The 15439-nt window shown below is 43.2% G+C and carries 13 protein-coding genes; 9 read left to right on the top strand and 4 right to left on the bottom strand.

Features of this window, described 5'->3' with window-relative positions; translation table 11 throughout:
- The first annotated feature begins 5 nt into the window (after positions 1-5).
- From B1L02_RS18000 to B1L02_RS17990, 4 genes are read left to right on the top strand one after another with little or no spacing between them, the layout of a single operon-like run.
- Positions 6-1352 carry a 3-deoxy-D-manno-octulosonic acid transferase gene (locus tag B1L02_RS18000; RefSeq protein ID WP_088532122.1) on the top strand — a complete coding sequence of 449 codons (1347 nt, stop codon included), beginning with the start codon at positions 6-8 and terminating at the stop codon, positions 1350-1352.
- A gap of 2 nt (positions 1353-1354) precedes the next feature.
- A complete protein-coding gene (locus B1L02_RS17995; protein WP_088532121.1) occupies positions 1355-2383 on the top strand; it encodes a glycosyltransferase family 9 protein in 1029 nt (342 codons plus the stop codon).
- Positions 2380-2745 (top strand): glycosyltransferase family 4 protein, encoded by a 366-nt coding sequence (locus B1L02_RS24615; protein WP_232003113.1) that lies wholly within the window; start codon positions 2380-2382, stop codon positions 2743-2745. Before B1L02_RS17995 ends, B1L02_RS24615 begins: the two co-directional genes overlap by 4 nt.
- Positions 2655-3494 carry a glycosyltransferase gene (locus B1L02_RS17990; RefSeq protein ID WP_232003112.1) on the top strand — a complete coding sequence of 280 codons (840 nt, stop codon included), beginning with the start codon at positions 2655-2657 and terminating at the stop codon, positions 3492-3494. The genes B1L02_RS24615 and B1L02_RS17990 overlap by 91 nt, the downstream gene beginning before the upstream one ends.
- A 309-nt stretch (positions 3495-3803) precedes the next feature.
- Here the strand turns inward: B1L02_RS17990 and B1L02_RS17980 are convergent, their stop codons facing one another.
- Entirely contained in the window at positions 3804-4250 is a 447-nt protein-coding gene (locus B1L02_RS17980) for an REP-associated tyrosine transposase (RefSeq protein ID WP_088532119.1), read from the bottom strand.
- 1206 nt (positions 4251-5456) lie between these two features.
- Here B1L02_RS17980 and B1L02_RS17975 point away from each other — a divergent pair.
- Complete coding sequence (locus B1L02_RS17975) at positions 5457-5777, top strand: DUF6482 family protein (protein WP_088532118.1); 321 nt, start codon at positions 5457-5459, stop codon at positions 5775-5777.
- A gap of 64 nt (positions 5778-5841) precedes the next feature.
- On the opposite strand, the gene B1L02_RS17970 is transcribed toward B1L02_RS17975, so the two are convergent.
- Positions 5842-7743, bottom strand: a complete 1902-nt coding sequence (locus tag B1L02_RS17970) for a PKD domain-containing protein (protein WP_088532117.1) — start codon at positions 7741-7743, stop codon at positions 5842-5844.
- Between the two features lie 149 nt (positions 7744-7892).
- Here B1L02_RS17970 and B1L02_RS17965 point away from each other — a divergent pair, with 149 nt between their 5' ends.
- On the top strand, positions 7893-8675 hold the full coding sequence (locus tag B1L02_RS17965; RefSeq protein ID WP_010377680.1) for a DeoR/GlpR family DNA-binding transcription regulator: 783 nt from the start codon (positions 7893-7895) through the stop codon (positions 8673-8675).
- A 10-nt stretch (positions 8676-8685) separates the two neighbouring features.
- Positions 8686-10506: a glutamine--fructose-6-phosphate transaminase (isomerizing) gene (gene glmS / locus B1L02_RS17960; protein ID WP_088532116.1), complete on the top strand. Its 1821-nt coding sequence runs from the start codon at positions 8686-8688 to the stop codon at positions 10504-10506.
- A 308-nt stretch (positions 10507-10814) separates the two neighbouring features.
- Here glmS and B1L02_RS17955 read toward each other — a convergent pair whose 3' ends face one another.
- Together B1L02_RS17955 and B1L02_RS17950 are read right to left on the bottom strand one after the other, a co-directional pair.
- Positions 10815-11786, bottom strand: a complete 972-nt coding sequence (locus tag B1L02_RS17955; protein ID WP_088532115.1) for an O-methyltransferase — start codon at positions 11784-11786, stop codon at positions 10815-10817.
- Positions 11783-13195 (bottom strand): ATP-binding protein, encoded by a 1413-nt coding sequence (locus B1L02_RS17950; protein ID WP_157757254.1) that lies wholly within the window; start codon positions 13193-13195, stop codon positions 11783-11785. The genes B1L02_RS17955 and B1L02_RS17950 overlap by 4 nt, the downstream gene beginning before the upstream one ends.
- Positions 13196-13361: 166 nt before the next feature.
- Here B1L02_RS17950 and B1L02_RS17945 point away from each other — a divergent pair, with 166 nt between their 5' ends.
- Together B1L02_RS17945 and B1L02_RS17935 are read left to right on the top strand one after the other, a co-directional pair.
- Positions 13362-14516 carry a DNA cytosine methyltransferase gene (locus B1L02_RS17945; RefSeq protein WP_088532113.1) on the top strand — a complete coding sequence of 385 codons (1155 nt, stop codon included), beginning with the start codon at positions 13362-13364 and terminating at the stop codon, positions 14514-14516.
- A gap of 414 nt (positions 14517-14930) precedes the next feature.
- Positions 14931-15317, top strand: a complete 387-nt coding sequence (locus tag B1L02_RS17935) for a hypothetical protein (RefSeq protein WP_069021141.1) — start codon at positions 14931-14933, stop codon at positions 15315-15317.
- The last annotated feature ends 122 nt before the right edge of the window (positions 15318-15439 follow it).

The following is a 15439-nucleotide window of genomic DNA, read 5'->3' as shown; positions in this document are numbered from 1 at the left end:
TAGCTATGGCTAAGGTTAAGGCAACCTCTCGTCTTCGTAAAAGATCAGCTCATTCATTTTGGATTGGTGTTTATAACAGTATCCTGCTGTTGTGTTTACCTTTGATTGCGCTGATCTTATTAAAAAAATGGCTATGTAAACCGGGTTATAAAAAGCACTTTTTGCAGCGCTTAGGTATCTACGACTGTAAGCGTTTACCCGCCTGTATTCACTTACACGGCGTCTCTGTCGGCGAATGCGCCGCTATTGCTAAACTTATTCCTGAGTTGCATAAACAGCATCCTCATTTACCCATTGTTTTTACTTGTACCACGGTCGCGGGTTCCAACTATATTGAGCGAAACTGGGGGGAGCAAGTCATTCACACCTATTTGCCACTGGACTTTCAATTGACGGTTGGTACGTTCTTAGCGCATTTTAATCCGGTTTTGACCATGTCGGTTGAGATGGAGTGGTGGCCGAATCTTATCCGTCAGTCGCGTAACCGAGGCAGTCGAGTGATGCTAGTGAATGCACGCATGACCGAGAGATCAAAAAACCGTTATGCCAAAATGTTAGGTCTTTTTACCTTTATGGTGTCAAAGGTGCATAAAATCCTGCCGCAAAGTGAGCTAAGTTATCAAGCTTTTCGCGAGTTGGGTGTACCACCAGAAAAACTGATGATGTGCGGTAATATTAAGTACGATTGGCCAGCGCTTAAGCACGCCGACCCAACGCAAAAACCCTCTCAGCTGACATGGATTGCGGGGAGCACGCATGACACCGAAGAAATAGCGGTAGTTGCAGCGCATAAGCAGTTGTTAGAGCAAAATCCAGCGGCTCAGCTAATTATCGCACCGCGTCACCCTGAAAGGTTTGATGAGGTTTGGCAGCTGCTGCAAGCAAGCGGGCTGAGCTGTCAGCGTTACTCGCAGGCGCCAACATTAACGGCAAATACGCAAGTGTACCTGCTCGATACGATGGGCAAGCTATTTGCATTTTATCGTGATGCCCATGTTGCTTTTATTGGTGGCTCGTTAGTTAAGCTTGGTGGCCATAATCCTGCCGAAGCCATTATCCAAGGGGCCGCCGTCGTAATGGGAAGTAGTCGACGAAATTGTGAAGATATATGTGCGCCGCTGAGTCAAGCTGGTGCACTTGTTGAGGGTAACGAATCGCAGCAAATAGCCAAAGAAGTCATCGGCTATTGGCAAAATAATGCGACAACAGCACAACAAATACAAGCAGGGCAAGCCGCTATCGCAAAGCATAATGGCGCACTACACAAAACCACATTGCAAGTTTTATATCAGTTAAAGCAGGCGCAACGGCCAGTGCATAGTACCCGATTACATCCAATGGTGATCAGATAGCCATGCAATACAACAATATCCTTATTGTCCGACTCAGTGCCATTGGTGACATCGTGATGGCGTCAGGTCTTATTTCTGCACTAAAGGCACGTTATCCAGAGGCAAAACTGAGTTGGTTAGCAGAGCCTGCCGGCGCGACCTTGCTACAACAAAATCCATTGCTAGATGAGGTGATCCTTTGGCCTCGTAATGAGTGGCAAAAAGTGCGAAAAGCACAGGGGATCATCGCGCTACTTAAGCAAGTTAATACCTTTAAACAGCAGTTGGCTAGCCGACAATTCGACTTAGTACTCGACGCCCAAGGACTCCTTAAAAGTGGCGTGCTGGCTTGGCTTAGTGGTGCTCAATATAAGGTTGGGATCAATAGTCGCGAAGGCAGTCAGTGGCTTATGAATAAGGTAGTGACCTCGCCTTGGTCTGCTGATATCAGCTCGGAATACAGAGCTGCTGCGAAGTTTTTTGGTGCGCCAGAAGCGGCGTTCCAATATTCGCTCATCGCCTCGAACGAGACACAACGACATGCAGAGGCGCTGTTATTTGAGCATACCCAAGGTCAGCCTTATGTGGTGTTTTGCCCGTTTACAACGAGAGCACAGAAACACTGGGTGGATGGGCATTGGAGTGAGTTGTATAAACAAGTAAAGCAGTCTATTTGTACGCATATTATTATGTTGGGCGGACCAAGCGATATCGCACATAGCGAGCGCTTAGAAAAACAGATGCCGGGGATCATTAATCTAACCGGGAAAACGACATTGCTTGAGTGCAGTGAGATCATTCGGGGGGCAAAAGGCGTGATTGGCGTTGATACTGGGCTGACTCACATGGCGATGGCGCATCATATCCCGGTTATTGCATTGTTTGGTTCAACCTTGCCGTATGAAAACACTTTCAATCCAAATGGTCGCGTGTTGAGCGATAAACTTGCTTGCTCACCATGCAAACGTCGGCCAACCTGTGAGGCTCGTTTTGATTGTATGGTGGGGCTCACGCCACAAAGAGTCTCGAGCGCACTAGGAGAAGTGCTATGAAAGTTCTGCATATTGAAGCGGGCCGTCACTTATATGGCGGCGCACAACAAGTGGTGTATTTAACTCAAGCGTTACAGCAAAAGGGCATTGAGAACGTGCTGGTTTGCCCGCCTAATAGTGAAATGATTGCAGCAGTTGATAAGCAAGTTGCTGTGGTTCCTGTGAAAATGGCAGGCGATCTCGATGTCATGCAATGTTTGCGTTTGCGAAGGGTTATTGCCCATCACCAACCTGATTGTGTTCATATTCACAGCCGCAGAGGGGTTGATACTTGGGGTTACTTGCCGCGAAGTCGCTTAATGTTCCTGTTATTTTATCGAGGCGAGTCGACAACACCGAGCCACGCTGGTGGTCAAAATTAAAATACCCAGCCTACGATAAAGTTATCGCTATCTCAGAGGGGATCCGCCAAGTATTACTCTCGCAAGGTGTCGCCCCTGAGCAAGTAAAGTTGGTTCACAGTGCAGTCGATACGCAGCGTTTTACGCCAAATAAAGCGGAGCGGCAATGGCTACTTGATGAGTTTGAACTGCCCCAAAATGCCTTGGTTGTGGCTAATTTTGCGCAACTGATAGAGCGCAAAGGGCAAGATGTGATCATGCGTGCAGCCAAACAACTCATTGCTGAGCATCCTAATTTGCGCGTATTACTGTTTGGTCGAGGGCCAAAGCAGCAACAGTATCAGGCACGTATAGATGAACTGGGGCTGCAAAGAATTGTCCAGCTAGTGGGATTTCGACAAGACGTAGCGCGTATTTTACCGGCGGTTGATATTGTTGCACATCCAGCATCGATGGAAGGGCTAGGCGTAGCGTTATTACAAAGTAGCGCATCTGGCGTGCCTGTCGTGGGCTTTGCTGCTGGCGGCATTCCTGAAGCGGTTGCGCACAATGAAACCGGATTACTTGCTCCGGTTGGTAATCAAGTTCAGTTTACCCAAGATCTTAATCGCTTATTGCAGGACCCGATTTTACGAGAGCAAATGGGCCGTAAAGGCCGCGCTAAAATGTGCAGTGAATTTGCCATTGAGGTGATGGCGGAAGGTAACTTGTCGGTATATCGAAGCGTGTTAACTGAGTTGGGAAGAGCGCCTTTAACTAGGGCCTGTTGACCTTTCAAGTTTGTTTTTTCAGCAGTTTGATTGGTATTTATACAAGGCAGAGCCTGCGTAGCATAGTTATTCTATGTAAGTTAGGCGATAAAGACTTTGTGCTCCTGCAAAGTCACCTTACCCCACATCCTTGTGGGGCAACACAGTAGAAATGCCAATCAAGCGCTGCCCTTTGGGTTCCCCTGAGTGCGCTTTGTTCATTGTTGCTCAACTTTTGCCTAGATTACTAGGCGACAAGTCGAGCGTCGCGATCAAAACACACTCAGGAGAACAAAAATCAAACAGCAAAGGTCAACAGGCCCTAGCCAATCATAAAAAGTGTGAGTTCCAATAAGGATAATCACCAATGCGGCTTACTAGCTTGGTTCTTAGTGGGTTTGCAGCAATATAGCGGGCAATGGTATGCCTATCTTCTGTGGATCTGAGCTGATGATCGTAATACGCGCTTTGCCAAATTTTGTATTTTGAATCCAATTGTTTATTTAGCAGGTAAGCTGTTCTGCCTTTTAATTCTCCAACAACCTTACCAAGTTGTGCATTTCCAAGTGTTAGTAAGCCATGAAAGTGATCTGGCATTAGCACCCATGTTTGCCAACAGCACTCAAACTTTTGTTCATTATGTGAGATAGATTGGCAAAACAATCGTGCCAGCCGATAATCCGTAAAATAGGGCGTGCGTTTATGGCAGTTAAACGTAATGAAGTATTCCGCGTACGGGATTGATATCCTGCCTTTTCTCAGGTCATTCCAGCTCATGTGCATTCCTTGCAATTGAGAGATGAATTTTAAAGATAATCCCTTCGATTAAATCTGTCGAGGTGAACCTCGACCTACGGTTGGCTGGTAGGTCGTGATCAATCACGACAGGTTTGCGAATGGATTAACTATTATCCCATCGAGGTAAACCTCGACCTACGGATGGGTGGTAGGTCGTGATTTATCACGACATTAGGTTTCGAATGGGTTAACGATTATCCCGTCGAGGTAAACCTCGACCTACGGATGGATGGTAGGTCGTGATTTATCACGACATTAGGTTTCGAATGGGTTAACGATTATCCCGTCGAGGTAAGCCTCGACCTACGGGGGATGGTAGGTCGTGATTTATCACGACAACAGGTTTCGAATGGGTTAACGATTATCCCGTCGAGGTAAACCTCGACCTACGGGGGATGGTAGGTCGTGATTTATCACGACAACAGGTTTCGAATGGGTTAACGATTATCCCGTCGAGGTAAACCTCGACCTACGGATGGGTGGTAGGTCGTGATTTATCACGACATTAGGTTCTGAATGGATAAATCATTATCGCATCGAGGTAAACCTCGATCTACGGATGGATGGTAGGTCGTGATTTATCACGACAACAGGTTCCGAATAGATAAATGATTATCGCATCAAGGTAAACCTCGACCTACGGGGGATGGTAGGTCGTGATTTATCACGACATTAGGTTTCGAATGGGTTAACGATTATCCCGTCGAGGTAAACCTCGACCTACGGATGGGTGGTAGGTCGTGATTTATCACGACAATAGTTTTGCGAATGGATTATCGATTATCCCGTCGAGGTAAACCTCGACCTACGGGGGATGGTAGGTCGTGATTTATCACGACATTAGGTTTCGAGTGGATAAATCATTATCGCATCGAGGTAAACCTCGACCTACGGATGGGTGGTAGGTCGTGATTTATCACGACATTAGGTTTCGAATGGGTTAACGATTATCCCGTCGAGGTAAACCTCGACCTACGGATGGGTGGTAGGTCGTGATTTATCACGACATTAGGTTTCGAATGGATAAATCATTATCGCATCGAGGTAAGCCTCGACCTACGGTTGGCTGGTAGGTCGTGATTTATCACGACATTAGGTTTGCGACAACACATTCATGACTATCAAGGTGAACCAAACACGCACATGTGCCGTTTAATTATTAATCGGTTAAATGAGGAAAGCATTATGCTTGCTGCCACACTCAAAGAAAAAATCGCTAATAAAGAACTCCATGCCATCGTGCTTAGCTACGCGGATTCAAATCACTATCTTGCGGGTGGTCAAGATAGTGATGGGAACTTGCATATCTTAATGCATGCTGAGGGCAAACTAACGCCGTTTAACTCGCTGCGAGAGGCCGAGACAAAGCTGGCGGAACTCGGTGCAACTCAAGCCTATCTCAGAGTTGAGTCTGCCTATGATGAAATTGGTCCTGAGGACGCTTCGGGAACGCATATCAGCAATATGGAGATCCGTCACTTAGCTCCATCCGACATAACCGTTTAAATAAAAAGGCTTAAGCGCCCGCAGGTGAGCGCTTAAGCCTTAAAAGTTATCGAGTAGAGAGACCTTATTCTACTGAAAGTGTCATTGTTTTAGTTGCAACGGAAGCGGACTTTTCATCAACAACACTTAAACTTACTTGATAGTCGCCTGGTGCTACAGGAGTGAACTGTAGGCTCGAGTCATTTACAGCGGTACTGTCAACCACTTCGCCTGACGGAGCAACCACCTTCCAAAAATAGGTCAAATTGCTTGCGTTGCTGTCGCTATCCATAACCGTTGAAGTGATCTGCAGTGCAGCATCTGTTTTCAGTACTCCTTGATAGTTCAGTGCTGTAATTACTGGTGCGCTATTTTGAGCTGCACTTACTTTGATGAATGCCGCGACTACTAGTTCAACCTTACCATCTGACACTGTGCATTTCAGCACATAGTTACCAGCGTCATCAAAGGTAATAGACGCGCGATTATCAGCATTATTGACCACTGCAGTGCTATTCTCAGGCTTCGTTTCAAGCGACCAGCGATAAGTGAGCGGATCGCCGTCTTTATCTTCTGCGGATACCACAAAGACTTTGGTTTCCCCTTCCGTAGCTGTAGATATTTGTGGACTCATAGACGCTGTGGGCCCATAGTTTTCAGGGTGAACCTTTATCACGCCACTGGCGGTTTGGCTTAGCTCACCGTTACTTACCTCCACAAAATAACGGTAACTCCCCTCTCCGTGAGGCGTAAAAATCACCGTGTCGGTGTCTTCATTCGTAACGGAATACGTCAAACCGGTTTCTAACGGCTCAAACGTCCAATTAAAGGAGAGTGTTCTGCCGCTTGTATCTCTACTTCGCTTGGCACTAAGCTCGATGGCTTCATTAATTTTGGTTGACTCTGGCGCGTCGACGAATACAAGCGGTTTGTTTGCTTCGCCTAATTTGGCCGTTAAGGTATGGGTTGCTTCACTTAAACGGCCCTGTTTGTCTTTAAGGCTAAAGCGGATTTTATATTGCCCTGCCTTATCTAATTGAAGCGAGGTGAGAAATCCATTTGGTGTTGCCATTGCGGCTTGGCTGCCGCTCGGTTTGCTGTCAAAACTCCAAAGCGGTGTGACAGCGCCTTGATACTGACTACCATCGCTTTTCAGCTCAACAAAAGTCATTGAGCTTAATGTAACCTCTGAAGGCGCTGAAATAACCGCTTTAAGAGCTGGCTGGTTATCTATAACGATGACTTTTTCTGATTTGCTATGTGACGATTTACCATCATAAACGGTTAAAGTAATGGTGTATTCACCCGCAAATTTAGAGGCAAAAGAGGCAAGGTTATTGTTAGGGCTTACCAATGTGTATTCATCAACATTAGCAGGAGCAGTGACTTTCCATTTATAACTGAGACTATCGCCGTCTGAGTCTGAGCTGCTGCTCGCATCTAACTGTAGATGCTCGTTGATGGCAATTTCCTGTTTTGTGAGTGTGAAATCAGCGACAGGAGGCGTGTTCACACTTGGTGTGGTTTTTTCTTTTACACGGATCTCAAACTGTGTTGTCGATTCGTTACTACCTGACTTGATTGTTAGCCCTACTATGTAGCTGCCTGCAACATCAGCGGTAAAGTGCGCTTGCTTAGCGTTGGGGTTAGAAAACTGAGCGTTACTGCCTTGGGGTTTGGCTTGCCACTGCCATGTTATTTCGGCATTTTCAGGGATCGTACTTCCCGCAGTGCTAAGCTGAATAACGTTGCCTGTCTCCCCAAAGGCACTTGCCTGAATTTTTGCGACTGGCTTAGTCGTGGTATCCGTTCCTGAATCTGTATTATTGTTATTTGAATCCGTGTTGCCGTTATTTGAATCTGTGTTGCCATTATTTCCATTTTTGCCGCTATCCTGATTGACTGGTGTGGTGTCACCGCCTGAACCGCCGCATCCTGCTAGTAATAGTGAACAACAAAGTATTGATGTTATTAAGTTTTTGTTCATTTAATTATCCTTTTAAGTACCTCAACTGGGAAATGTATCCTGATGACCAAAATATTTCCAGTTAAAATTTGTTCAGTGCAAAATTTAACTTGTTTAGGTTTTGAAGTTTCGACTATAATCGCCTTAAATTTCGAAACGAAACTTATTTAATGACTAAACGAAACACTCAACAGCGCAGACATACCATTCTTTCATGGGTAAATGAATACGGTGAAGTAAGCGTAGAATCACTCGCCGCTGAGTTTGAAACGTCAGAAGTTACGATTCGTAAGGATTTAACAGCACTAGAAAAAAGTGGCCTGTTACTACGCCGCTATGGCGGTGCGATAGCCCTTCCGAAAGAGATCACTGCATCAGGTAAAGACGAGCAAGACTCGGTACGCAAAACGGCCATTGCCAAAGCGGCCGCTGAACTGATTAAAGATCACAATCGCATCATTATTGATAGCGGCAGAACCACCGAAACCCTAATTCCAGAGCTTGCGCAAAAGCGCGGCTTAGTCGTGATGACCAATGCAATGAATATCGCTAATCGATTGTTATCACTGGAGAATGAACCAACCTTATTGATGACCGGCGGGACGTGGGATCCGCACTCAGAATCCTTTCAAGGGCAAGTAGCAGAGCAAGTACTGCAATCCTATGACTTTGATCAGCTTTTTATTGGTGCCGATGGCATTGATGTAGAGCGCGGCACAACCACATTCAACGAATTAATTGGACTGAGCCGTGTGATGGCAAAGTCAGCCCGTGAAGTGATTGTGATGGTCGAATCCGACAAGATTGGCCGTAAAATTCCAAATTTAGAAATACCTTGGGCACAGATCACCACTTTGATCACTGACAACAACTTGGCCGATGACCTCCGCCAAGCGATCGAAGCGCGTGGCATACAACTTATCTGTGCTGAACTACACACAACGTGCAAATAATGGAGAGATTATGTGTGGAATTGTAGGCGCTGTTGCTGAGCGTCCAGTAAACAAAATTCTTATAGAAGGCCTAAAACGCCTTGAATACCGTGGTTATGACTCTGCGGGTGTCGCACTTTGCGAAGGCGGCGCACTCAACAGCGTGAAAGCCGTGGGTAAAGTGGTAAACCTAGAATCTGCGCTTGAAAATGCTGAAGTAAAAGGTACTACCGGTATCGCGCACACGCGCTGGGCAACACACGGTGGCGTAACAGAAGCTAACGCGCACCCGCATATTTCTAACAGCGAAATCGCATTGGTGCATAACGGTATTATTGAAAACCACGAAGGTTTGCGCGCGGCATTAAAAGAAGACGGCTACGAGTTTTTATCTGACACCGACACCGAAGTGATGGTGCACCTGATCCATCAACTCAGACAGCAACACACCACGTTACTCGCTGCCGTGCAAGCAGCGGTAAAACAGCTTGAAGGTGCATACGGCACGGTATTGTTTGACAAAGCAAACCAAGATGAAATCATCGTGGCACGCTCAGGCAGTCCACTGGTTATCGGTCTTGGCCTTGGTGAAAACTTTATTGCCTCTGATCAGCTTGCGCTATTACCAGTAACACGCAGCTTTATCTTCCTAGAAGAAGGCGATGTAGCACGCATTACTCGTGAAACGGTAGAAATCTTCGACATTAACGGCAATTCTGTAGAGCGCGAAGTGGTTGAGTCTAATATTACTCAGGATGCGTCGGGCAAAGGCGAATACCGCCACTACATGCTAAAAGAAATCTACGAGCAGCCAATGGCCGTACGTAATACACTTGAAGGCCGTTTAGACAACGATCGCGTTAGTATCGACGCATTTGGCGACAAAGCCAATGAAATCTTTAAAGATGTAAAACACGTACAGATCATCGCATGTGGTACGTCTTACCACTCAGGCATGGTGGCACGCTACTGGTTGGAGCAATTTGCAGGCGTAAGCTGTAACGTTGAAATCGCCTCAGAATTTCGCTACCGCGACTCATTTGTGCATGAAAATAGTCTATTGGTAACCATTTCACAATCAGGTGAAACCGCAGACACGCTCGCGGCACTGCGTCTTGCCAAAGAGCAAGGCTATATGGCCTCAATGACCATCTGTAACGTACCAGGCTCATCACTTGTACGTGAGTCAGATCTTGCCTTTATGACCAAAGCCGGCGCTGAAATTGGGGTGGCATCAACCAAAGCATTCACGACTCAATTAGTTGGCTTATTGATGCTAACTGCGTCAATCGCGCAGGAAAAAGGCCGTGACCAAAGTGCAATCGTCAACGCCATCAAAACCCTGCCAACCAAGCTTGAAGAAACCCTAAGCATGGCTGACGGCATTGAGTTACTGGCAGAAGAATTCGCCGACAAGCACCACTCACTATTCCTAGGCCGTGGTTCACAATACCCAATCGCAATGGAAGGTGCGCTTAAGCTAAAAGAGATCTCTTACATCCACGCCGAAGCTTATGCGGCAGGCGAGCTAAAACACGGGCCGCTCGCGCTTATCGACGCAGATATGCCTATCATCGTCGTTGCACCAAACAACGAGCTGCTTGAAAAGCTCAAATCAAACGTTGAAGAAGTACGCGCACGCGGCGGCATCATCTATGTATTTGCAGACAAAGACTCAAACTTTGCCTCAGACGACACCATGCGAGTAATGAACGTCAACCACGTAGAAAACATCATCGCCCCAGTGGTTTACACAATCCCACTACAGCTACTTTCATACTATGTAGCCGTGATCAAAGGCACCGATGTTGACCAGCCGAGAAACCTCGCAAAGAGTGTAACGGTAGAATAAGAAAAGGCGCGCAAGCGCTTTTGTGAACGTTAAATAATGTTCGAAACAGTGTTTAAAATGCGCAACTAATATTAAAGTCAGAAACTTATAAGTTCGCTACATTTTTTGAGTGCGAAACAAAACGGTCACATTTAGTGACCGTTTTTTACTTATATAGATTGGCTTTAACTTAATCTGTCAGACTTCATTATTAGGCATCCATCTGATCTAAAATCTGTCACAAGCTCCTATTAATCAGAATGAATAACGGGTAATAATTAGTTGCTATCAGTAATGGTTACAGTCAAATATCCACATCTAGTATTAGTTTACATTGCCAACTTTTGAAAGTGTGGCATATAACGATAGTACTTTATGTAATTAGCGATCGCTTTTAAACCTTTGCGATCATCCTTGTCTAATTTAAACGGAAGTTTTCCGTATAATTCTTGATATGAATCAGCTGGAAGTAACTGATTAATGACAGCTCGTTCTTTAAATGTTAGATCTGGAACATTAATTTCGTGAATATCTCGCCAGTCGGAAGATAGATTTTCCCAAGTATTTAAATGTGATTTTTCAATCAAATCCGCTCTAGAGTCTTCTTTCCTAGGTAAGACTACTCCTGTAATCGTTAGCATTTGATGACGATTATCTATATACCTAAAAATGGTTAAAGGCTCAAACACAAGATCACTAGCTGCATCTATGGCATCGTCAGCAAGAGAATTAAAGGTATCGACTATGGTTTGCGCTAACCTATCCATAGGAATAACATCATTTACGATCAAATTATCACTTAAATAGGTACTTGCCGCTTTTTCTTTAAATTTTGCAAGGCGCTCCTCTTTATTATTACCAGTAAGCATGTCAGGGTTTGCATTAAATGTAACTTTAAATATATCAAACTCTTTGAGCTTAGATAATAAGTCGTAACACTCGTTAAACTGCTGCCTCCATTTGGTATCAACATAATCTAACCAAACAATTACTGGCTCCTGTTCATCGAAATTAAGAACATAATCCGCAATACTTGTTTTTGTACAGTCAATACAACCAAATGGCTTATTAAAATTTTGACGGCTAAAAGCAGCTTCATCTCTTTCTATTGACTCTAACTTTGTTAATCCTAATTGATAATGAAGTGACTGATGATCAGTAAGCATTGGGCCACCGAGGCTTATATACTTGTATAGATGAAGCTTACTTGGCAAATGAAGATTATTGAGTAAATCAAAGAATATCTGTCTATCGATAGCCTTATTTGTTCTTAAATGATACGGTAAGCTGCTTCCACTCATTTTAAAGCTTCCTTGTATACAAAATCAAAGCAAGCTTCGCCTACATCTGTAGGTGTATAACCTTCATCTAAACTTAAGTAATCAGCAACTAGCTCTATATCTTCGCTTTTTCGACTAAATGACAGCTTTTTTGCTTTCTCTAAAACAGATTCCGGCACGGGTAATTCTGGCCGAAACTTAATTTCATCTTTTCTATTTTGAACTTTAGTCCATTTATCTTCATTGCTTTGAAACTTTTCGATAATCTCAAGTGGGGAAGCTTCTTTACTGCTTTGTAATCGTTCGTTGCTTTTCTTTATAAGCTCATTGCCTTTCCACTTATTGGTATAATCAATAAATATCTTTGTACCTTCAATAATATGTTTTCTTATTTTAAGGAATAAGCGTGAACCTGTATCTATGCCACGTTTAGTCGTAGTGATTGGTAATTTTTCTGGATAGTTAGACTTAAAATAGACAATGCCGCTAATACCAATAAATTGCGTGTGGTATCTTGCAAAATCGGTTCCCCAACCAGTAAGTTCCGTTTTATCTCTGTATACTACAATGCGATCATTACATACTATTGTCCAACCCGCATTTTCGGTCTTTCTTGTAGGGGATTTTTTCTCTTGCTCTACAACTTCATCTGTAACTAGTGGGGCATTAAAACCGACTATTAATTTAACTTCTACGTCGTCTATTGTGGCTTTATATATATATGGTTGTATTGATCTTCCTGCTGTCTCAATATCTTCATACCTTAAATTAATTGGGTTAGGGTTTATTTTTGCTCCATTAATTTTTACGCTAAATCCTTTGTTGATTATATAGCTATATGCATAGACTACTTTATTAGTTAATTTGGTTGAAAAAGCTTTACTTGAAAACTCATCGCTTACAGATTTATGTAGCTTTTTAATTGTTATTTTTGTGCCAAAAACATCATCCATAGACAATGTTTTCTGCATGGGTATCTCCCAATCTTTATCGCTTGCAAGCCAGCTCTCTTCAATTACAACTTTAAAAGCATCTTCGACTGAGTGTTGAGTTTCAATTTCACAATACTGACCCATTTTAAAAATAGATCGCTTCATACCAATACCATAGACACCTACTGTTGCCAGCTTTTCATCAGGTGCGTCTGATGGCCTTCCCATTCGAAACGCATACTCAGCACTATCAGATGGTATTCCGCCACAGTTATCTTCGATAATAAAGTGCTTCTTATCAAAAGATATATTTACTTCGTAACCTTGATAATTAATTTCATCGGGGTTCTTTTTTTGGCTACGGGCCACGCCATCAAGGCAATTATCTAACAAATCTAAAATAGCATCTTCTAAATCGATATCTCTCGTGAGCATATCGACAAAAAATCTTTTAGTGGGGGTGAAATTCGCTATGTTCCCTTGCTTATTAGAAGCCATACAAGTATCCATTCATAATTGATACACTAGATACTATTTGTCGCGAAAGATAATTACAAGAGAATGTGATTAATAGGAATTAAAAACTTTACGCCTCATAGCTTGGTCGGTCGACAAAGTTCTCAAATAGTGTAATATACAGAAAAACATACGGTAAGAATAATCGATGCCTACTAAGAAAAGTTACAAAGTTGTTGATTTATATAGTGGTTGTGGTGGGTTCGGCTTAGGTGCTGAACTTGCTGGTTTTGAGACTTTCGCCGCAATAGATGTCGATACTACCTTACAATCATCTTACAAAATTAATTTCCCCAACACTAGAGTGTTAAATGCAGATTTATCGAAAACAAATTCTGACACTTGGAAAATGATTATAGGTGATGAAAGGATTGATGTCGTTATTGGTGGTCCGCCATGTCAAGGCTACAGTCGTATGGGGCATTCTGATAAAAATGATCCAAGGAGAAGCTTGTTAGGACACTTTTTTAGAAATGTAAATTTAATTAATCCCAAGCTTTTCGTAATGGAAAATGTAGAGGGCCTATTAGACTCAAAAAATGTCAATGAGCTTAAGGTTTCTTTAGATATATTAGATAATAAATACAAAGTGTTAACCCCTTTTGTTGTTGACGCCTCTGACTATGGGGCGCCAACTAAGAGAAGGCGTGTTATTGTTGTTGGCTACAACCCTGAGCTTGTAAATGAATGTGATATTTCTGAACTAATCCCTAAGAATATTAAAAGAAATACGGTTAAAGATGCCATTTCTGATTTAGCTCATCCAATCAAGCAAAGTAAAGATAAACAAGATTTAGGTTGGGCACAATTGGACACCAAAGAGCCAATATCTAGTTATGCAAAAGCAATGAGAAAAAAGCCTAGAAATGGGTTGGGTGATAATACAGCACTAAATCGTTTAATGAATAACGAAACTAGCGGTTTTTTTGAGACAATTCACTCTAAGCAAGTGTTAGAGAGATACGCAGCGTTAAAACAAGGAGAGGTAGATAAAACAAGCCGCGGTAAGAGGTTAGACTGGCAAGGGCTATGTCCTACACTAAGAGCTGGAACTGGTTCAGACAAAGGAAGTCATCAAGCTGTAAGACCGATTCACCCTGAGCAGAATAGAGTAATAACAGTTAGGGAAGCCGCTAGACTTCAGGGGTTCCCTGACTGGTTTATATTTCACCCAACTAAATGGCATAGCTTTAGGATGATAGGTAACAGTGTATCGCCACTTATGGCAAAGCACATACTAGAAGTGCTAAAGAAAAAAATAAAGTTACAGGAAGCACAAAATACTAAGCATCTAATTGGTTAACAGGTTTAATAATATAAAATTCACTTGTGAGTGACCCTTCCAATAGAGGAGCAGCACTGACATCCACAGTTATCTGCTCACCATGGTTATGACAGTTTCGACTTAGCATTGCACAAAATTGTTCATTATTCGTATAAAAAGCGCTTCTAAAATAAGGTAGCTGTTGGTGTTTGATCATTTCTAGACACTAAAACTAGTGTATCGCGCACGGCAACGGGGAATACTGCGCCCTAGGCTATTAATGCGGTAATGGTGTCTGCGTGTGCTTGTTCAAATTGAATCTTAAACTAACTACGCGGCGTGTTAAAAAATATTTAAACTTGTTTTGTTTTATTTAAATTTGTTATGTGTTAGGTTTGCAATGCCTTAGATTTTAAGGGCTTTTCTAATAAATGTATAAAGGAATAATATACAATGAAAGTATTAAACAAAGTTTTGGGTGCAACCGTTTTAGCGTTAGGTGTATCTGCAGGGTCGGCTTCTGCTGCTGAAGTAAAAATCACAGAAGTAGATTATGGTAGCGTGGTCATCCAAACTGCTGAAGTTGTGTTAAACCACAGCCAAGCAGGCACTTTCTCTATGAATGTGAGCGAAAACCATTTAACTGTAAATGCTCAAGACTCTAATGGACGTAAGTTCCGCTGCGTAATGAATGGTACTGTAAGCTACAGCGATCCTACTATTCTTGAAAGAGTAACGAACATCGCAGCGACAATCTCTGAAGGTGACAGAGTACAATTTGAGGTGCAAAAAAATGTATTACCTCAAGTTTGTCATGTTAAAAAAATGCTAAGCTTCTAAGCTTTGCTATTTCGCAATGGAAAGTGTGCGCACCTTCCATTGCTTTAAGTACTACTATTTAGCTAGCTTGACTACGCAGTGATAAAAGCTTGGGCAAGATCATGGTGACCATCTCTTTCTAA

This window comes from Pseudoalteromonas piscicida, from assembly GCF_002208135.1.
GTDB classification, from domain to species: domain Bacteria; phylum Pseudomonadota; class Gammaproteobacteria; order Enterobacterales; family Alteromonadaceae; genus Pseudoalteromonas; species Pseudoalteromonas piscicida_A.
This window is presented reverse-complemented; position numbering and strand designations above follow the sequence as displayed.